A 19,031-nucleotide genomic window follows, 5' to 3' on the forward strand; every position below is an offset into this window, starting at 1 on the left:
CAACGGTGGGTGCCACGGCAAGAGACGAGGTAGGCTGGGTATAACGCGAACGACCTATCTAAGGGCTTCTGTTACTGGCAGGTGGGTACGAGCGGCCACTGGGCAGCATTCTTGCAAGCTCTGCGGCACTCCAACTCCCAGTAACCGCACGCGACGGCGATGCGAATCCCTTCCATGCGAATCCCTTCCTTCGTCTTGTGCACCGTTTGCACGCTCCTTCTGGCTGCGTGCTCGTCCAGCGACCCGGCATCGGCCCAGAGCGACGTGCCCCTTTCGCTCCTGCCCCCCGGGCTGACGATCGGCACGACCCTCTACGGCAGCGCGGACCTCGATGCGCTAGGCGACGCCGAGCAAGCGCTTCTCGCTGAGGCCGCCGCGAACGGACTCCGGGGGTTCACCTACTACGTCGACTGGGCCGACCTTGAACCTGAGCCCGGACGCTACACTTTCGCTGACTTCGAGGCGACGCTCGCAGGGCTGCAGGCGCTTGGGCTGGTTCCGTTCGTCAACATTACGGTGGGCGACATCGAGGACTACAACCTGCCTGCCCCCTACTCCGACGGCGAGGCAGGAATCGCGCAGAGCGTTGCGCTCGACGACCAGGCCGTGCTCGATCGCTTCGGAGTCCTGCTCGACCGTGTAGTGCCTGTGCTTCTGTCCTACGGAGGCTTTGCGCTAGGCGTCGGGAATGAGATCGATGCACGCCTCGATGGGGAGTTCGTGCGCGAACGCGACGCCTACGTCCGCTTCGTCGAGGCGGCTCGCGAGCGAGTGCGTGCCTTGGACGAGCGGCTTGCCGTCGCCGTCACTCTCACGGGTAGCGCAGTCCGCCAGAGATCCGCCACCTTTCGCGCGCTGCAGCAGGTCACCGATGTGATCCTGGTCAACTATGGACCCATCCGTCCGGACTTCCTCGTCCGCGATGTAGAGGACATCCGCCAAGACTTCCGCGAGGTGATCAGCGCTTACGGGACGGGACCAGTGCTGATTCAGGAACTCACCTGTCCGAGCGCGCCGTCCATGGGGGCTTCGGCGGAGTGGCAGCACGCCTGCTTCGATGCACTCTTCGACGAAATCAAGGCGACCCCTGAGGTCCGCTTCGCCTCGGTCTTTACGTTCCAGGATTTCGACGCCGCTACCTGCGACGCCGTGCGCGAGGCTCTATTTGGAGACGAACTGAACGGACTGCCCACCGAGATGGCCCAGCGCCTCACAGACTACCTGTGCATGCTCGGCGTTGTCGCGCCCGACGGGAGTCCAAAGCCCGCGTGGGCGGCGATCGCGGAGGCTGCGTCGGAGTCCGTGCCCTAGCTGCCTGTGTGGGCGGCCCGGTCAACGAACCAACGTATCTCACCGCGCGCAGTTACGTTGCCGGCCGGTACTGGAGCGTCCTGCCCCGGCAGCGGCTCGACGTTCAACGCTGCGTGGAGCGCCGCGTGTTTGCCCACACCAGCCGCAAGGAACAGCACAGTCTGCGAGTCGTGGAGTGCAGGGTAGGTGAGCGTCAGCCGGTCGTCCACAGGCGAGTTCGGGGGTGACTGGGTGTGGACGCAGAGCGCGTTGGCCTCGTCCAATGCAGGCTGACCTGGAAAGAGCGACGCCGTGTGACCGTCCGACCCGAGTCCGAGTAGCGTTACGTCGAACAGCGGTGCGTCGTGGTCGCGTGCGGCGCCTCGATACGCCTTCAGCATCTTCTCGTAGTCGAACGCGGCCACGGGCGGGTGCACCTCGCCGACCATCCGATAGACGTGGCGATCAGGAATGGGCAGCGCGTCCAGCAGCGACGCCTGCGCCATACGGTAGTTGCTGTGAGCGTGGTCCGGTTCTACGCAGCGCTCGTCGCCGAAGAACACATGCGTGTTGGCCCAGAACGCCTCGTCGGCGTATTCGTGTGCGAGAAGCAGGTAGACGGGAGCCGGTGTCGAGCCTCCGGCGAGGACGAGCGAGGCGCGGCCTCGGCGGGCAACGGCGGCGCGGAGTTCGGCCGCGACAAAGGCGGCGGCACGTTCGGTCAGGTCGTCGACGGTGTCGAAGACGGTGAGGTCGGCAGGCATGGGGTGATGACGGACCGGCGGTGGGGGTCGTTTATTGGGGTACGTCGCACGTGCCTTACAGTTTTCACCGGCCCAAGGTTGAGCCCCATGACGATGGCATCAAACACCGCCGCATCGAACACCGCCGCATCGAATTCTATCACCCCCGTCTCTGTCCTGGGTGCCGGTAGCTGGGGTACGGCGCTCGCCTACAGCCTCGCAGCGCACGGCGGGCACCCCGTCACGCTCTACGCGCGTCGTGAGGACCAGGCCGCCGCTATCCGCCGCGAGCGGCGCAACACGGCCTACCTGCCTGGCGCGCTCCTCCCGAGCAGCATCGAGGTCACCTCGAACCTTACCGAAGCGTGTCAGGCGTCGCATTTGTGGGTCGTTGCCACGCCGTCGCAATCGGTGCGGGGCATGGCCGAGTCCATCCAGGACCATGTGACGCCCGAACACACGCTGATCTCCGTCGCCAAAGGGATCGAAAACGGAACGCTGCTCACCACCTCCGGCGTGCTTCGGGACGTGCTGCCCGGCCATCCCGCTGGGCGTGTGGGGGTGCTCTACGGCCCCAGCCACGCGGAGGAAGTCGCAGCGGGCCAGCCGACCACCGTGGTCGTCTCGATGCCTGACCTTGAAGTGGCGCGGACCGTGCAGCAGGTGTTCATGGCGCATGCACTACGCGTCTACCGCAACCACGACCTCGTCGGCGTGGAGATCGCGGGCTCGGTCAAAAACGTCATGGCGATTGCGGCGGGCATGAGCGACGGCGTGGGGCTAGGCGACAACGCCAAGGCAGCGCTCGTTACGCGGGGGCTCGCTGAGATCAAGCGCCTTGGCCTGGCGATGGGCGCGGAGCCGGCCACCTTCGCGGGGCTCGCAGGCCTCGGCGACCTCGTGGTGACGTGTTTCTCGAAGCACAGCCGCAACCGCTATCTCGGTGAGCAGGTGGGGCGCGGCCGGTCGCTCGCCGACATCGAGGCGGAGATGACGATGGTAGCGGAGGGCGTAAAGACGACGCGTTCGGTGCACGCCCTCGCGCTGCGCCACGACGTCGAGATGCCGATCACCGAGGCCGTCCACCGCATCCTGTTCGACGGGATGCCGCCGCAGGAAGCCGTGTGGGCGCTGATGACCCGCGCAGCCAAGCACGAGGACCCTACGGCGTTGGACACCGACTTCGGAGAGTGAAGGGGCGAGGCGGTGAGGCCGTGTTGCGGTGTTGCGGTGTCGCGATGAAGCCGCACTGCGGAACCAACCCTATCTGCGTCGTGGTTGGCGGCATCGTAGCTTTCGCAAACGTCGGAGCCTGCTCCGCGCAGGCTTGGCGGCTCGCTCACCCTCCGCCTGGCGCATGTCATGGACCTCAGCCTCGATCTCCGCGACCTCCAGCGTCTCGTCGCGCTCGGCGAAGGGCTGACCATCGAGTTCAAGCGCCGGGTACCCCGTCCCGAGCGCATCGCCAAGGAGGTCATTGCGCTCGCCAACACGCAGGGCGGCAAGCTGCTCCTCGGCGTCGACGACGACGGCACCATCAAGGGCGTCCGCGACGCGCACGAAGAGGCCTTCGCGCTGCGCCAGGCCATCGCCAAACACACGCGGCCGCTCGTGCCCCTCGATGTGGCGGCCGTGCCCGTCTCGCGCCGCCGTGAGGTGCTCATCGTCGATGTCCCTGAGAGCGCCTCGAAGCCGCACTACCTCGTCACATCCGATGCCGAGGGCCGCGTCTCGAAGACCGCCTACGTGCGCGTCGACGAGCAGTCCATCGAGGCCAGCCGCGAAGTCATCCGCGTGATGAAGGCCGAGCAGAACCCGACCAACACCCGCTTCGAGTTTGGCGACAAGGAGCAGCAACTCATGCAGTACCTCGACCGCTACGAGCGGATCACCGTCGCCCAGTTCGCCAAGCTAGCGGGTGTCTCCCTTTCGTCGGCAGCGCAGACACTCGTGCTGCTCACCCGTGCCTCTATTCTGGCGTTGCACCCTGATGAAAAGGCCGACTACTGGACGCTGGCCTACGATGTGGCGTGAGGCGCCGGTGGAGTGGGTGAAATGGTAGCCTCCTGCTGCATAGGGAAACGACGCCCGAGCGCACGCCGCCCCTGGTCCTCTAAAAATGGCAGCGAGGCGCGTCAGGCAGCGCTCGTGAACGCTCCGGTACCACTTTTGCAGCCAGCGTGCGCGTCCACTTCCCTGATCTGCACGAGCCATGGGCCAGCAACAACTACTTCTCCTCGTCCTCACCGTGGTCGTCGTGGGGCTCTCGATAGCCAGCGGCATTGAAGCCTTCGGCGAGAACCAGCGCAAGGCGCGCCAAGACCAAATGATGGTGCAGCTGATGGACATCATCACCAAGGCGCAGGCCTGGAAGATGAAGCCTACAGCCATGGCCGGCGGCCTGAGCGACGACATGAACGACTTCAGCGGCTTCGACCTAGCCCAGATCGGCTTGGTGCCCACCGAGTTTCAGGGAGACCGTGAGATTATCCGGATGAGCAACTATGCGTGCTTGAAGGTTTTCCCGAACGTCAACTACATCCAGGTCAACGTCCTCGACACGGACTGCGGCAACGGCTCGGCGTGGATGCGCGTCCGGGCCGTCGGGACACGCGTCGATGACATCGAGTTTTACTGGAGCGGCGAAAACAACATCCGAAACAACGGCTTCTAACCCAGGCCGCGGCCAGCAATGGGACAGCAGCAACTCGTGCTCCTCGTGTTGGGCCTCGTGATCGTCGGCTTGGCGATCGTGACGGGCATCCAGTCGTTCGAAGAGAACGACCGGAAGAGTCGCTACGACCGGTTTACGGAGCATGCCGTCGCCGTGGCGGGCGATGTGATTACGTGGTACGGCAAGCCTGTGGCGCTCGGCGGCCTAGGTCGCGGTGTCGATGTGTACAACTCCAGCCTCAGTCTCCAACAAATCGGCCGTCCGCAGACGGGGGCCGAGGGCGACGATTCGTGGTACGTCGGCCTCGACCACCGGACCACGCTGTGCCGCGAATCAGGAAGCGTCCTCATAGAGCTGACCGAAGTGCCAGAAGCTGACGGCGCGATCATGGTCCAGCTTCGCCTCTTCGGCGTGCCCTCCGAGTGCTGGGTGCTGCGTCGCTCGGAGTTCAGCGACGGGGTGTGGCAGTACGACGAGGGGGAGTTGGCCAAGCCCGACGGGTGCAGCTGGTCTCCCAGCAACCAGTGAGGCTCTAGGCACACGATTCTGGGTGGACCATGGGACAGCAGCAACTTCTCTTGCTCGTACTCGGGGTCGTCATCGTCGGCTTGGCCGTCGTGTCTGGGATCGAAGCGTTCGGCGAAAGCGCCCAGCGTGCGCGCTACGACCGGCAAATCGGCACCATGGCGGAGATCGCGGCGCGCATCGACACCTGGACCGACACGCTGCCGGCCCTCGGCGGTGCGAAGGGTACGAGCCGAGACCTCAGCTTCGGCGACCTCGGCTTGCCCCCGTCTCCGGACGATACCAAGCTGCTCTACCGAGAGGGCGTGGGGTGCATGCGCGTGTTTCCCAGTGGCAGCGACTATTACGCCGTGCGCATCTATGACCTCGACGCCTGCCCCGCGAGCCGCGACGCGCTCGACGACGACGACATCGCCTTCCTGATGCGCGTCTACGACGATCACTGGCGGTTCTACTACATGCGCGGCGCTCAGAGCGATTGGGTGCGCATCGATGTGTAGGTCAAGCGCAGCGGGTTAAGGCGTTCCCTGTGACACGCCCCCTGTGACACGCCTTGACAGAGGGGTGGTCGTAGATTTCGGGACTGACCCTCCCGCACGCACCCGCGTTGAACACGCCCGCCGCCGATGCCTGTCGTCGAGACGATCCCGCTGCACGAAACCACGCGCCAGCGCTACCTCAACTACGCCCTCTCCGTCATCACCAGCCGCGCGCTGCCGGACATCCGCGACGGCCTCAAGCCAGTCCAGCGCCGCATCCTCTACGGCATGGCCGTGGACCTACGGCTGAATCCGGATTCGCGCTTCCGCAAGAGCGCGACGGTCGTCGGGACGGTCATGGGCAAGTACCACCCCCACGGCGACACGGCCATCTACGACGCGATGGTCCGCATGGCGCAGGACTTCAGCCTCCGCGCGCCGCTCGTGGACGGCCAGGGCAACTTCGGCTCGCTCGACGGCGACAGCCCCGCCGCGATGCGCTACACCGAGGCGCGCCTCCAATCGCTCGGCGCGGCGTTCCTGAGCGAAATCAAGAAGCAGACCGTCCACTTCCGCCCGAACTACGACGGGACGGTCTTCGAGCCGGTCGTGCTCCCCGCACCCGTCCCGAACCTGCTCGCCAACGGCGCGACCGGCATCGCCGTCGGCATGGCGACCAACATCCCGCCGCACAACCTCGGCGAACTGCTCGACGCCTGCATCTACCTCATCGGCAGCCCCAACGCGCGCATCGACACGCTCGTGAAGTACGTCCCCGCGCCTGACTTCCCGACGGGCGGGCGCATCCTCAACACGCCCGCGGAGCTGCTGAAGATCTACGAGACGGGCGAAGGCCCCATCGAACTCCGCGGCGAGTACGAGATGGAGGGCAAGAAGCACGTCATCATCACCTCGATCCCGTACGCCATGACAAAGGCGGACCTGATCGAGAAGATCGCCGAGCACATCGCGAAGGGGAAGGTGCCGCAGCTCGTCGACATCCGCGACGAGTCGACCGAGGACGTGCGCATCGTGCTCGAACTCAAGCGCGGGGCGAACGCGGAGGCGGCGATGGCCTACCTCTTCAAGCACACGCCGCTGCAGACCCGCTTCCACGTCAACATGACGTGCCTCGTGCCGACGCGCAACCCCGAAGTCGGCGCGCCGCAGAAAGTCGACCTCCGGACGGCGCTCCAGCACTTCCTGCACTTCCGCATGGAGGTCGTCACGAAGCGGCTGCAGTACGAGCTCGAACAGCTCGAAAAGCGCATCCACATCCTGCGCGGCTTCGCGGTCATCTTCGACGCGCTCGACGAGGCGATCAAGCTCATCCGCGCCTCGCGCAACAAGGCCGACGCCGCGCAGCGCCTCATGCACCGCTTCGGCATCGACGACATCCAGGCGGACGCGATCCTAGAGATCAAGCTCTATCGCCTCGCGCAGATGGAGATCGACGCGATCAAGAAGGAACTGGAGGAGAAGGAGGCGATGGCCGCTGAACTCCGCGCGCTCCTCGCCGACGAGGACGCCCGCTGGAGCCTCATCCGCAAAGAACTCCGCGCCGCGAAAAAGCAGTTCGCCGATGAGCGCCGCTCGACGGTCGCCGGACCGGACGCCGCGCTGGACTACGACGCCGAGGACTACATCATCGCCGAGGACGTGGTCGTGATCGTGACGCGCGACGGGTGGGTGAAACGCCAACGCTCCTACACCACGCTCGATGCCATCCGGGTTCGTGAGGGCGACGAGGTGGCCTACGCGTTGGGTGGCTCGACCCGCGCCTCGCTCGTCTTCTTCACGACGGCCGGCCGCGCCTACACGCTCCGCGTCGACGACCTCCCACAGACCTCGGGCTACGGCGACCCAATCCAGAAGTATTTCGACTTCTCCGATGGCGAACGCCTCGCGGGCGCCATTCTCCTCGATGCGCGCGTGCTGCCGCCGCCCTTTGCGCCGGAGACGGATCCCGGACTCTTCCAGGGCGATGGCGCGCCTCCCAGCCCGGACGACGGCTACGGCCCGTTCGTGCTCGGCGTCACGACTGACGGCCAGACCGCCCGTATGGCGCTGGAGAACTTCGCCGAGCCGTCAAACAAGAACGGGCGTGGCTTCATGCGGCTCGCTAAGGGCAAGGCGAAGTCGTACCTCCTCACCGCGCACCTCTGCCGAGGCGACGAGCACGTATGCCTCGCAACGAAGCAGGGCCGCGCGCTCATCTTCCCGGCGCAGCAGGTGCCCGTGGTGAAGAGCATCGCTAAGGGCGTCATCGCGATCCGCCTCGACGGCAGCGGCGACCGCGTTCTCGGGGCCGCGCTCTCGACGACGGCCCGCGACGGCCTGGAAGTCGAGACGAGCCGGGGCCGCCCTGAAATCGTCCGGACGACGAAGTTCGACGTGACGAACCGCGGCGGGAAGGGCCGCGTCGTGATCCAGCGCGGGACGCTCCGCGCCGCTAAGCCGGAGCCGGTGGTGCGACCGTTGCCGGAGTAGGAGGTAGCTTGGACACACGTCCTGTTCTCGCTTCGCTCGAACGGTCCCCCCCGCTCGCGAGAGGGACAGCGTGCGTTTTCAGGGGAGCGCAGCGACCGTAAACGGACGCAGGGGGTGCCCTTATGCCAGCTTCGCCGCGACCTCAACGACGCGCTTGGCTTGGTGCTGGATGGCAGCGATATCCTCGTCCGTGAGTCCCTCGCCGGTAGCGGTCACCGAGACGCCATAGGGGTTACCACCGCTAGCGAAAACGGCGGGGCTGGTGTAGCCGGGTGGAACGAGAACCGCGCTCCAGTGCATCGCGGTGATGTAGAGCGTCTGGAGCGTTGTCTCCTGGCCGCCGTGCGGGTTTTGGGCGCTCGTCATGGCCGTGAAGGCTTTGTTGGCAAGGGCGCCCTTTTGCCACGCACCGCCGAGTGTATCGATGAAGGCGCGCATTTGGCTGGCCGCGCCACCGAAGCGGGTGGGGGCGCTCAGAAAGTAGGCATTGGCCCACTCCATGTCTTCCGCCGTGGCCTCGGGGACGCCGGACTGTTGTGCTTGAGCGGCCTTCCAGCCCTCCTGAGCGTCGATCACGGACTGGGGCACGGTCTCGCGGACTTTGCGGAGGCGTACCTCGGCGCCAGCCTCACGGGCCGCCTCGGCGGCGACCTGCGCCATCGCGTAGTTGGTGCCGTAGGTGCTGTAGTAGACGATAGTGAGTCGGACGTCGCTCATGGCATCGGGGAGATGGGTCGATATGTCGGGAAGTAGTTTGATATGGAAGGTAAATATTTGTTCCAACAAATATATTAATGGTACCATTATTCCATCGCCTTGCGTTCCGCCTGCGCGGTAGCATGCCGCCGTTGCATCGTTGCCATTGTAGCGCAGCCGTTGCATCTTTAGCCCCCCGCGCATCACCCTGACGGTATCGCCATGCTTCGTTTCATCCTCATCTTCGTCCTGGTAGGATTCGCCTCGTGCGCGCCGCCGCCTACGACGCTCGTGACCGAGTACACGGGCCGCGTGACCGGCGGTACGCTCGTGATCGCTCCGTTTAGCCCGGACCAGCGCCTCGAGATTCCACGCCTGCCTGGCGAAGACCTCGCTGCTGCGGACCGGCGGTATGCCCAGTTCTTCCGCCTCGCGCTAGCGCGAGAAATACAGCGGCAGACCCGCTTCGACCGCGTCGTGGTGGATGAGTATGCCGGTGTGCCGCCGTTAGAGATGCAGCGCTACAACCAGCGTCGCTACGACGACAACCGGCTGCGCGTGCGGCAGGGGCAGGACTTCCCGGTGGCCACGCCGCCCCGAGGCCAACCCATACAGATGGCAGGGGGGACGCCTGAGTTCATCCTCTTCTTCGGCAACGCCGAAATCGAGGCCGTACGCGGGGAGTTGCTTCCGGGACGCATCGTGATGCCGCACCGCGTGGGCTTCGTGCTCTGGAGCAACGAGACGGGCGAGCCTATCCTCTTTAACGAATTGGACCGCACCCTCACGCTGCGCGTGGAGCCGCTGCCGCAAGGCACCCCGCTCGATGAGCAGATGGCTCGTTCACGGTATCTGGACGGTTTGGAAGCCTACGTGGAAGCTATGTTCGGCACCTCGCCGTTTCACGTGTCGACCCGAGGCTGACCCCTATGCCGCCTGCGTCCGCGCTCCCCTTTTCAGCGTCGCCAGTCCTTTACCGAATGATACTCGTCCTGCTGGTCAGCCTCATCGTCGGCTGTACTGCGGGGCAACTCATTACGACGGAAGAAGCGTACGCTGGACGTTCTCTGGAAGGCGGCGTGCTTGCGGTCCAGCCGTTCTCTGTCTCGGTTGGCACCGGCGACGACGAGGTGTTCGTCGAGATGCTGACAGAGGTAGACAGTACCAGCCGCGTAACCGAGCCGGGCCCGGCCATCGCTCGCTTGCTCCGCGAGACCATGGCGTCGAAGTGGTACGAATGGACCTACCTCGACAGCCTTGCGCTCGTCACTGCCAACGACGGGGCGGGACCGTTCCGCCAGGTCCCCACGAATCCAGCCAAGCCGGAGGGGATGATTCCCATCCCGCAGGAGGGGACATCGCTCTCCTACAATGGGTGGACCCCGGACTACGTGCTCTTGTGCACGGGTGGTGAGGTGCGCAAGGAGAACGTCACGGTCTTCGGGCCCAACAACCAGATGCAGCGCACCGACGAGTTCTACGTCACCGAACTGGCCTACGCCCTCTGGGACAATCAGGCAGGGCGGCTGATCCAGCGCGGCGAACTCACGGAGCGGGCGAAGACGTCGTTCTTCACTCGTTCGAAGGACGAGGAGTGGCAGCGCAGCTTCGAGCCGCTCATCGAAGACCTCTTTTCCAAGCTACCGCTCGGGCCAGTCCGCGACGGCGAGCCGCTCGAAGGTGAGGAGCGCAAGGCGTACGTGCGAGCGTTCCGAATCTAATCGACTGTTGCGCATCTGGCCGAGCCGTCCCCATCGCCTAGCTGAATTTTGGACAATGCGTACACGTGTTAATCGCTGGGTCTTGTTCGTCCTGGTGGCAGCGGTGCTCCCAGCGTGTGCAGCGAATCGAATGCTGCCGGGCTACACGCTTTCCACGCCGCCCGATGGCCCCCTCGCGGTGCTGCCCGTGCAGGGCGTTCCGCTCATCGCCGACCCTGACGCGATCACGCGGGCGCTCGGGCCTGGCGTACCGGACGAGGTCTACGCGGCGTTTCTCCGCACTCGGCTCGTGGAGGTGCTACCGTCGGAGGGGACGTTTGCCGAAGCCGCTCTGACAGAGGCACCCACGGCGACGCTCACGCCGCGCAAGCTGGGCGATGGAATCCGGCTCCCGCTCCCACCCGACGGGACGGCCCTCGACGTGGTCGTGAACGGGACGCGGCCTTCGTTTGCGTTGTTCTTGGGCAACGTACAGGTGCGCCGGGACGAGCGCCGGTCCAACCCCAACGCTGGAAGCGGCTTCGAGCGGCTGATTGTGGTGCAAGTCGACTTCGTGCTGTGGGACGTGGTTAGAGCGCAGCCCGCCGTTGCAGCACGCGCCGCCATTGAAGCGCCCACGTCGCTCACCAATCCGGTGACGCAGACCTTCTTCGAGCGCCGCCTCGAAGAGCTAGCCGAGGAGATCGTGCGCGGGACGCCGTTCGAGCGGTAGCTGCTCCTGTCCTCGTGGGGCTCGTCCTGTCCTCTTTGCGAGAGAGGGGACCGTCTTCGTTTTCACGGGGGCGAAGTGAACGAAACCGAGAGCGAGTGGTGTGTCGACAGTGACACGAGGCTGGCAGCGGGGTGCCCGTATTATGCGACGCTTCCTCGCTCCCACCAAACCGCCGCTCTCCGCTCCGTCATGGCAGAAGCCCCCGCCACCGCGTACACCGGTGCCAGCATCCGCATCCTCGAAGGCCTCGAAGCCGTCCGCATGCGCCCCGGCATGTACATCGGCGGGACGGGCAAGGCCGGGCTGCACCACCTCGTCTGGGAGATCGTTGACAACGCCGTGGACGAGGCCACCAACGGCTACGCCTCGCGCATTGACGTGACGCTGCACGCCGACGGCCGCTCGATCACCGTCGCCGACGACGGGCGCGGCATCCCCGTCGACAAGCACCCCGTCAAGAAGGTGCCGACGCTGGAGGTCATCCTCACGACCCTGCACGCAGGCGGTAAGTTCGACGGCGCGTCGTACATCACCTCGGGCGGCCTCCACGGCGTCGGCTCGTCGGTGGTGAACGCGCTCACGGAGGAGATGGTGGCGCAGGTCAAGCGCGGCGGGGCGCTCTACGAGCAGCGCTACGCCCGCGGCCTCCCGCAGACGAAGCTCAAGAAGGTCAAGACCAACGTACGCGGTACCGGCACGAGCATCTTCTTCCGCCCCGACTCCGAAATCTTCGAGACGACGACCTTCGACGCAGAACTGATCAAGGAGAACCTCGAAGTCAAGACCTACCTCAACGGGAGCCTCCGCATCGTCTTCCGCGACGAGGCGAAGGGCGAGCGTATCGAGTTCCACCACGAGGGCGGCATCGCGGAGTACCTCGACCACCGCATCGCGGCGGAAAACGCGCGGGCCGTCCACCCCGAGCCGTTCGTGCTGCGCCAGAGCGAGCTCGCCGACGATATCCGCGTGGAGGTAGCTTTCCAGTGGACCGAGTTTCCGAAGGAGCGCATCGTCAGCTTCGTCAACGGCATCCCTACGCGCGACGGCGGCACGCATGAGCAGGGCTTCAAAGACGGCGTGACGAAGGCCATCCGCGCCTACATGGAGACGCACGACCTCGGCCAGAAGAAGCTCGACATCACCGCCGACGACATCCGCGAGGGCCTCTTCGCCGTCATCAACCTGTTCATGGTCGACCCGCAGTTTCAGGGGCAGACCAAAGACAAGCTCAACAACCCCGAGGCGCGCAGCCTCATCTCGGGCGCGTTTCGGCTGGAGTTCGAGCAGTACCTCAACGGCCACGGCTCGGTCGCGGAATCCATCGTGACGCGCGTGGTGCAAGCGGCGAAGGCCCGCCTGGCTAGCCGCGCTGCTGCTCGGCAGGTCCGCCGCAAGAGCGCCGTCAGTCACCGCCTCAATCTCCCCGGCAAGCTCGCTGACTGCTCCTCGACAGACCCTGCCGAGAGCGAGCTGTTCATCGTCGAGGGCGACTCGGCCGGTGGCTCGGCGAAGCAGGGGCGCGACCGCAAGACGCAGGCCATCCTCCCGCTGCGCGGCAAGGTGCTCAACGCTGAGCAGGCGACGAAGAGCAAAGTGCTCGCCAACAAGGAACTTGACCACATCGTGCAGGCGCTCGGCTGCGGGCTCGGGGCCGACTTCGACCTCGGCAAGCTGCGCTACGGCAAGGTGGTCCTCCTCATGGACGCCGACTCCGACGGCCACCACATTGCGACACTCCTGCTGACGTTCTTCTACCGCTACCTCCGCCCACTCATCGACGAGGGCGCGGTCTACCTCGCGCAGCCGCCGCTCTTCCGCGTGGACGCGCTCAAACAGACGCACTGGGCGCTCGACGAGGGCGACCGCGACGCGATCATCCGCCGCATCAAGAAGAAGAACCCCCGCGCCAACATCGAGGTGCAGCGCTTCAAGGGCCTCGGCGAGATGATGCCGAAGACGCTCCACGAGACGACGCTCGACCCGGAGCGCCGCCGCCTGCTGCGCGTGACCATCCCCGACGACGCGAAGCTTGCCACCGAGAACACGATCACAGATCTGATGGGCAAGGACGCCGCCCCACGCTTCCAGTTCATCATGGGCCACGCCGACGAGGTAGAGGAACTGGATGTGTAGTAGGCTCCGAGGCGTACTATTACGTCTCTCAGACACCGAATTGCTGGTTCTGCCGCACTTGCCCGACATGGACATATCCGAAGGATTCCAGATTGAGGAGCCCGACGTGTTTGTGCCCTGGAGTGCTTCGGAGTCAGAGTTGTCTGACCTCCTCGGCTCACATCTTCGCCACGTGACGGATGGCTACTACACCCTGTCGTGTCGCTCGCTCAGCGGAATGGAACACGAGTTGGGTTTCCACTTCAAGCCTCGCCGAAACGGGAAGCTGAATGAATTGGAGTTCTTCCGACGCTCCTACGCTGATCAAGCCAGTTCATACGAGCAGTTCCAGCGGCACTTCGAGCAGGCGTTTGGCTCGCCGGACAGGACAGAGGCTGGAACGGAAGGCTTTGCGAGTCATGAGTGGCGCTGCCCCGGCGCCGTCATCCGCCACTACGTCTTTGACCGGTTTGGCCCGGAAGAGCACATGCGAATCAGTCGGCGCTAGGGTGCGGCAGAACCCGCCACTGCAGGCCGACGTGGGGCGCGAGCGTTCTTGGCCTGTCCGAACCCGCCAGTCATAGCTTCGCCCCAGCGTCCCGCTGCTGCCCCACGCGGCTGAGCGGCAATCTGTTATGCCGCCTTGCGCTTAGGCGGTAGGTCGATGCATAACCAGCCACTCCAGCGGAGAGCGCTCTACCTGGAGCGCCGCCTCCTGCGCGTGACTATCACCGACGACGCGAAGCTCGCCACCGAGAACACGATCACAGATCTGATGGGCAAGGACGCCGCCCCGCGCTTCCAGTCCATCATGGGCCACGCCGACGAAGTGGAGGAACTAGACGTGTAGCTTACGGCCTCTCCTGACATTTCCGGCGCTACTCGAATGAACAGCCAACTTGCCATCGGCTTGCACATCTTGGGCTTTCTGGCCTCGCGTCCTAACGAACGTCTGACGTCCGAGCAAATGGCGCGGACGTATGGGACGAGTCCGGTCGTGCTGCGGCGGGTGCTGGCGAAGCTCCAGCGGCATGGCCTCGTGGAGACGTGGCGGGGGACCGGAGGTGGGAGTGCGTTGGCGAGGCCCGCCAACGAGATCACGCTCCGCGAAGCGTACGAGGCCATCGCCGACGACCAGACGATACTCACGCGGCACCCGAGCGACTGCGCAGGCCGTGTGGCCATGGTGATGGGCGGCTACATCAATGAGCTCTATGCAGACGCAGAGCTGGCACTGCTGCGTCGCCTTGAAGCGGTGACGGTGGCGGAGATGGACCGGGAGATTCGGACGCGCCTGTTCGGGTCTGTGTGATTCAGTAGGGGCAGCCAACCGAAAGGAATGGCACGTTGTTTTGTAATGTGACTAATCTGGTTGCATATTGGTCGCGCCACCGACTTTTTCCACCAGTTCTAGCTCGCTCATGACTACCACTGCTGCTCCCTCGCTCTCCAAAGGCCAGGTGACCGCGCTCCGCATCGCCGCAATCCTCTGGGTGGTGTGGGGCCTCGTTCACGCTCTCGCAGGCATCCTCGTCATTTCTGGCGACGCGACCAACGGCTTCCAGAGCATCGCTGACGGCGTCGATCCCGATGTGCTGGTGATGGACTACCACGCTGCTGTAGGCGCAGTCCTCAATCAGCACGCCTGGAATCTGCTCTGGGGTGGGGTAGTCACCCTCATCGGCGCGGTCCTCATCTGGCGCGGCAATATGACCGCAATCTGGGTCACCGCGATGGTCGGCGGCTTGCTCGATATTGGGTACTTCGTCTTCCTCGACCTTGGCGGCTTCGTCAAGTTCTTCCCCGGCACGTTGATGACGATCTTCTCGGGCTCAGCCATCCTATTGACAGGGTGGGTGTGGCTTGCACATCGGAACGCTTAGCTCCGACTGCCGCCGCGTCGCCTTGGGGCAAGCGAGCAACTCGGTTCCTCGAACATCCACTGCTACCGCACCACGTCCCATGCCGTCCCTACTGTATTGCGTTCCTCGTGTCCGCGTTGGGTTGCTCGTAGTCACGATGACGGCATGCTGTGTGGGCTGCGGAGAAGTAAACCGCATTGTCGCCGATGTAGAGGATGGGAGTGTGCTCGTCCTGGGCGACTCTGTGATGGAATGGAATGCTGACCAGGAAGCCGCAATCGCCGATGTGATCGCGGCTGAACTCAACCGGGCCGTTGTCAACGGAGGCGTTTCGGGAGCCCGGTTGAGCATGCCAGAGGATGAATCGGAGCAGGGCGCTCTAGGCTACGACATCCGCGCGCAGTATCGGCCTCGTGGTTGGGAATGGGTGGTGATGGACGGTGGAGCGAATGACTTGGGCGACGAGTGCAACTGCGGCACATGCGAGCGCACCTTGGACGAGATGGTCAGCAGCGACGGTCATGCGGGGCACTACCCCGACTTCGTTCGGGACGTGGTGAGCGATGGCAGCCGCGTCCTCGTCATGGGCTACTACTTCCCTCCGAACGGCCCCGAGACAGCGTTCACCGACTGCCTCGATGAGTTTGAGACCCTCAATGCTCGCCTTGATCGCATGGCCGCCTCCCTCGACGGCGTGTTCTATGCTTCTGCTGCGCTAGTTATTGATTCCACTGACCTGACACACTACGACGAGGATCATGTGCATCCTTCAATCGAAGGATCGCGGTTGATTGGGCAGCAGCTTGCACACGCCATGCGGGTGGCCGAAGGGGAATAGGGGCCTGCCCATCGGAAACGTGGTTGCCCTCGGCGGCGCACGTGCTCGCGTGCGCTGGGCTCGGAACGAAAGGCCTTGGCTACCCGAAGAGGACTACGTTGAGGCGAGTGGCCGACGGGCAGATCAGGGCGCAGATCCGCTGGTGCGCCACAGCCAGATGGCGACGACTGCCATCACCACGGCCTCCACGGCTACCAGGAGCCATTGCTTCGGAACAGTACCATCGACGAGCAGACCGAGGAGCCGCGCTGCGAGGGCGCCCGCTACAACATAGAAGAGTGCTGAGGGTATGCTCGCTGACCAGGGGCGAAGTGCGGGTATTGCCAACAAGCTCAACCCCACGCCGAACAGCATGCCCCCACGAATGCGGCGCTCGATCGTCTCGAAAAGGTCGACTGGCGGCTCGGGACCTCCCGTGAGGGGGCCGAACCACGCAGGAAACACGGCGACCAGGACGCCGACGACGGCCAGGGTGACCCCAATTAGGTGCGTGGGACCTCATCCAGGGCGCCACCAGCCGGATGCTTGCCTGGACGAAATCCCCGCGTCACAACGCACTGCGCGTGGATGTCGAACTCATCGATGCGCCAACGAACCAGGCGTCCGACACGCACTTTTTCGAGGACGTGATCTGCTGCTTCGTGGTCGCGAGCCCGCGTGACCATAAGGCGTTGAGCCTCCGTTTCAGCACATAAGAAGAGGGCGTAGGGACGCTCGAAGTCTTCGACGCGCTCGGCCGCCTCGTTTCGACTCACGGCGAGGTGCGGTTCACACCCGGCGACAATGCCGTGCGCATCAGCACGACGGGTCTGGCAAACGGGTTGTACGTGTACCGACTCGGCCACGACGGCACCTACAGCGGTGGCACCTTCACGGTGGCACCTTCACGGTGGCTCGGTGAGCCTCTGCACGAACGCAGAGCCTTTGCCACTGCGCTTCCGTGGTTACGGCTACGGGGGCGCTTCCTAAGGTGGTGGGAGGCAAGCGAGGCCATGTGCGTGATTCCCAATGCGTACGTTGGGGAATCGGCCCGTGCGCCTCGCGCTTCGGTAGCCTCTGGTACCCTCGGTAGCCACTGGTGCATCGTGCCGTCGTGTGGCTGTGGGGAACCCACCACGGGTAACCCACCGCGGCGTTTGAAGGCCTCCTTGCTCTGGTAGCCTATGTGCAGCTTTCCGCTCGTGCTCCTGCTCGTGTCGGCGGCGATGATCGCCTTCGGTGTCTGGGAAGTGCGCCAGCCGGACGTGCCCGAAGAGGAAGACCTGTTCGGCGACGAGCGCGGCTGGTCGGCGCTTTTCCGCCTCTATGGCTACGTGCTCATCGCGCTGGGGGGCTTCGGTGCGGTGGTTTCAATGCTGATCCTGACGCAAGGCTAGATCAGCGGCGTGAGCGAACAACAAGCAGGACGCCGCCGACGACGACCCCGGCACCGAGCAGGGTCAGGCTATCCGGGATGGTGCGGAAAAACAGCACGCCCCAGAGGAAGGCAAAGACGACCTGGAGATAGCCCACCGCCGAGGCGCGTCCAGCAGGTTCGAGATGCAGCCCACGCGTGAGGCAAACCTGCGCGATGTGTGTCATCACACCCACCAACAGCAGCCACAGCCACGACCAGCCGCCTGGGAGCACCCACGATGCAAACGCCCCGCGTCCTTCGATGCCGAGCGCATCGACGAACGCAAACGGCAGCGCGCCGAGGGCGCCGACCCACGAAAACCACAAGATCACGACGAGCGCATGGTCCGTGTCCTTGAGCTTGCGTACGAACGTATAGGCCGCACCGGAGAGGAAGGCCCCGCCGAGTGCCGCGTAGACGATCCACGACGGGTAGCTCGCTGTGATGTTCACGAACACGAATGACGGTTTCGCAATGAGCGTCACGCCAACGAGGCTCAGCACGATGGCGACGACGACCACGCCACGTACCCGCTCGCGCAGAAACAGGCCAGCAAGCAGCGCCGTGTGGATCGGCGCGGTGTTGTAGATCGTGGCCGCGTCGCCGAGGGGGATCTTGGTCAGCGCGAAGTAGAAGATGCTCAACGCCGTGAAGCCCGTGAAGCCGCGTAGGAAGAGGTTGCGCCGGTCGACGCCCCGTGAGGTCACCCCGGCCTGCCAGAGCATCGCGTAGGTGAGCACCAGCATCACGGCACACCGGGCAAAGACGATCTGCATGCTTGGCACACCCGCTTGGCCTGCCAACTTCACGAACAGAGCCATCAAGCTGAAAAAGAACGCCGACCCCGCCATGTAGCGCAGGCCGAGCGGGATCTGATGCCAGACGGCACGAGGCGTGCGAGACGTGGAGGTGGTGGACACGCAGGAGGCGGAGGTGGGCGGGAAAGGCTACGGACTACCGTCCTCGCTCGGCGGTGTTCGTTGGGCGTCGGCCATGCAACCGCTTCCACCACGCACCTTGCCGTGCTCTTCATCTAGGGGGAAAGCAGCCCCCTCATTGCGCGGTCCAGCGAGCCTGCCTTTACGTTGCGTTTGAGTCCCACCCACACCGGTCGTCCCCATGCGTACCCTCATCACCCTATTCGCTATGGCCTTCCTGCTCGGTCCTGCTGCGCTCGCCCAAGATGAAGCAGCCCGCACCTATGCCGAGGTGTGCTTCGCGCAGCAGGACGACGTCCTCGTGGCGGACCTCGCTCGGGCCGAGGTGGCCTTGGGCCATACGCACCGGGAACGGACGGCTATGGGCGTGGAGACGTGCGCGGTGCTCAACGACGCCGAGCAGGCCCGCCTCGCCCAGCGCGCCATCCCCCACCGCCTCGCCGTCCCCGACCTCGCCGCCGTCTACGCCGCCGAGCTTCCCCGCCGCACCGCCATGCTCCAGGCGATGCGCGGCCAAGCCTTCGACCTCGACCGCTTCGAGTTCGGCTCCATGGG

Annotated in this window: 21 protein-coding genes; 18 read left to right on the forward strand and 3 right to left on the reverse strand. The window is 65.0% G+C overall.

All coding sequences use genetic code 11. The features are described from left to right. Positions 1-174 precede the first annotated feature (174 nt). Positions 175-1,311 (forward strand): hypothetical protein, encoded by a 1,137-nt coding sequence (locus AAFU51_13650; GenBank protein MEO1572292.1) that lies wholly within the window; start codon positions 175-177, stop codon positions 1,309-1,311. On the opposite strand, the gene pgl is transcribed toward AAFU51_13650, so the two are convergent. Further along, positions 1,308-2,054 carry a 6-phosphogluconolactonase gene (gene pgl, locus AAFU51_13655; protein MEO1572293.1) on the reverse strand — a complete coding sequence of 249 codons (747 nt, stop codon included), beginning with the start codon at positions 2,052-2,054 and terminating at the stop codon, positions 1,308-1,310. The genes AAFU51_13650 and pgl overlap by 4 nt on opposite strands. 93 nt (positions 2,055-2,147) lie before the next feature. On the opposite strand from pgl, the gene AAFU51_13660 reads away from it, so the two are divergent. The 6 genes from AAFU51_13660 to AAFU51_13685 all read left to right on the forward strand — a co-directional run bounded on the left by AAFU51_13660 (position 2,148) and on the right by AAFU51_13685 (position 8,201). Continuing rightward, positions 2,148-3,227 (forward strand): NAD(P)H-dependent glycerol-3-phosphate dehydrogenase, encoded by a 1,080-nt coding sequence (locus AAFU51_13660; protein MEO1572294.1) that lies wholly within the window; start codon positions 2,148-2,150, stop codon positions 3,225-3,227. Between the two features lie 168 nt (positions 3,228-3,395). Further along, the gene (locus AAFU51_13665) at positions 3,396-4,067 is read left to right on the forward strand and encodes an ATP-binding protein (protein MEO1572295.1); all 672 of its coding nucleotides are present in this window, start codon (positions 3,396-3,398) and stop codon (positions 4,065-4,067) included. Between the two features lie 178 nt (positions 4,068-4,245). Continuing rightward, positions 4,246-4,707: a hypothetical protein gene (locus AAFU51_13670; protein ID MEO1572296.1), complete on the forward strand. Its 462-nt coding sequence runs from the start codon at positions 4,246-4,248 to the stop codon at positions 4,705-4,707. An 18-nt stretch (positions 4,708-4,725) separates the two neighbouring features. Then, on the forward strand, positions 4,726-5,235 hold the full coding sequence (locus tag AAFU51_13675; GenBank protein MEO1572297.1) for a hypothetical protein: 510 nt from the start codon (positions 4,726-4,728) through the stop codon (positions 5,233-5,235). A 29-nt stretch (positions 5,236-5,264) separates the two neighbouring features. Further along, on the forward strand, positions 5,265-5,732 hold the full coding sequence (locus AAFU51_13680; GenBank protein ID MEO1572298.1) for a hypothetical protein: 468 nt from the start codon (positions 5,265-5,267) through the stop codon (positions 5,730-5,732). Positions 5,733-5,858: 126 nt separating this feature from the next. Beyond that, positions 5,859-8,201: a DNA topoisomerase IV subunit A gene (locus AAFU51_13685; protein MEO1572299.1), complete on the forward strand. Its 2,343-nt coding sequence runs from the start codon at positions 5,859-5,861 to the stop codon at positions 8,199-8,201. 120 nt (positions 8,202-8,321) lie between these two features. Here AAFU51_13685 and wrbA read toward each other — a convergent pair whose 3' ends face one another. Continuing rightward, entirely contained in the window at positions 8,322-8,918 is a 597-nt protein-coding gene (wrbA, locus tag AAFU51_13690; GenBank protein ID MEO1572300.1) for an NAD(P)H:quinone oxidoreductase, read from the reverse strand. A 201-nt stretch (positions 8,919-9,119) separates the two neighbouring features. On the opposite strand from wrbA, the gene AAFU51_13695 reads away from it, so the two are divergent. From AAFU51_13695 to AAFU51_13740, 10 genes are all read left to right on the forward strand, one after another. Further along, positions 9,120-9,821, forward strand: a complete 702-nt coding sequence (locus AAFU51_13695; protein ID MEO1572301.1) for a hypothetical protein — start codon at positions 9,120-9,122, stop codon at positions 9,819-9,821. 56 nt (positions 9,822-9,877) lie between these two features. After that, positions 9,878-10,618, forward strand: a complete 741-nt coding sequence (locus AAFU51_13700; protein MEO1572302.1) for a hypothetical protein — start codon at positions 9,878-9,880, stop codon at positions 10,616-10,618. A 130-nt stretch (positions 10,619-10,748) separates the two neighbouring features. After that, positions 10,749-11,330: a hypothetical protein gene (locus AAFU51_13705; GenBank protein MEO1572303.1), complete on the forward strand. Its 582-nt coding sequence runs from the start codon at positions 10,749-10,751 to the stop codon at positions 11,328-11,330. A 189-nt stretch (positions 11,331-11,519) separates the two neighbouring features. Further along, positions 11,520-13,463: a DNA topoisomerase IV subunit B gene (locus AAFU51_13710; GenBank protein ID MEO1572304.1), complete on the forward strand. Its 1,944-nt coding sequence runs from the start codon at positions 11,520-11,522 to the stop codon at positions 13,461-13,463. A gap of 67 nt (positions 13,464-13,530) precedes the next feature. Beyond that, positions 13,531-13,950: a hypothetical protein gene (locus AAFU51_13715; GenBank protein MEO1572305.1), complete on the forward strand. Its 420-nt coding sequence runs from the start codon at positions 13,531-13,533 to the stop codon at positions 13,948-13,950. A 156-nt stretch (positions 13,951-14,106) separates the two neighbouring features. Next, positions 14,107-14,292 carry a hypothetical protein gene (locus AAFU51_13720; protein MEO1572306.1) on the forward strand — a complete coding sequence of 62 codons (186 nt, stop codon included), beginning with the start codon at positions 14,107-14,109 and terminating at the stop codon, positions 14,290-14,292. A 36-nt stretch (positions 14,293-14,328) separates the two neighbouring features. Further along, on the forward strand, positions 14,329-14,754 hold the full coding sequence (locus AAFU51_13725) for an Rrf2 family transcriptional regulator (GenBank protein ID MEO1572307.1): 426 nt from the start codon (positions 14,329-14,331) through the stop codon (positions 14,752-14,754). 109 nt (positions 14,755-14,863) lie between these two features. Then, complete coding sequence (locus AAFU51_13730) at positions 14,864-15,325, forward strand: hypothetical protein (protein MEO1572308.1); 462 nt, start codon at positions 14,864-14,866, stop codon at positions 15,323-15,325. A gap of 136 nt (positions 15,326-15,461) precedes the next feature. Beyond that, positions 15,462-16,142: an SGNH/GDSL hydrolase family protein gene (locus AAFU51_13735; GenBank protein MEO1572309.1), complete on the forward strand. Its 681-nt coding sequence runs from the start codon at positions 15,462-15,464 to the stop codon at positions 16,140-16,142. Positions 16,143-17,323: 1,181 nt separating this feature from the next. Continuing rightward, complete coding sequence (locus AAFU51_13740) at positions 17,324-17,518, forward strand: hypothetical protein (protein MEO1572310.1); 195 nt, start codon at positions 17,324-17,326, stop codon at positions 17,516-17,518. A 1-nt stretch (position 17,519) separates the two neighbouring features. Here the strand turns inward: AAFU51_13740 and AAFU51_13745 are convergent, their stop codons facing one another. Further along, positions 17,520-18,458: a DMT family transporter gene (locus AAFU51_13745; GenBank protein ID MEO1572311.1), complete on the reverse strand. Its 939-nt coding sequence runs from the start codon at positions 18,456-18,458 to the stop codon at positions 17,520-17,522. Positions 18,459-18,657: 199 nt separating this feature from the next. Between AAFU51_13745 and AAFU51_13750 the strand changes: the two genes are divergently transcribed. Continuing rightward, on the forward strand, positions 18,658-19,031 hold a 374-nt coding region (locus AAFU51_13750), incomplete at its 3' end, for a hypothetical protein (GenBank protein MEO1572312.1).

This window comes from Bacteroidota bacterium (genome assembly GCA_039821555.1).
Classification (GTDB): domain Bacteria; phylum Bacteroidota; class Rhodothermia; order Rhodothermales; family Rubricoccaceae; genus JBCBEX01.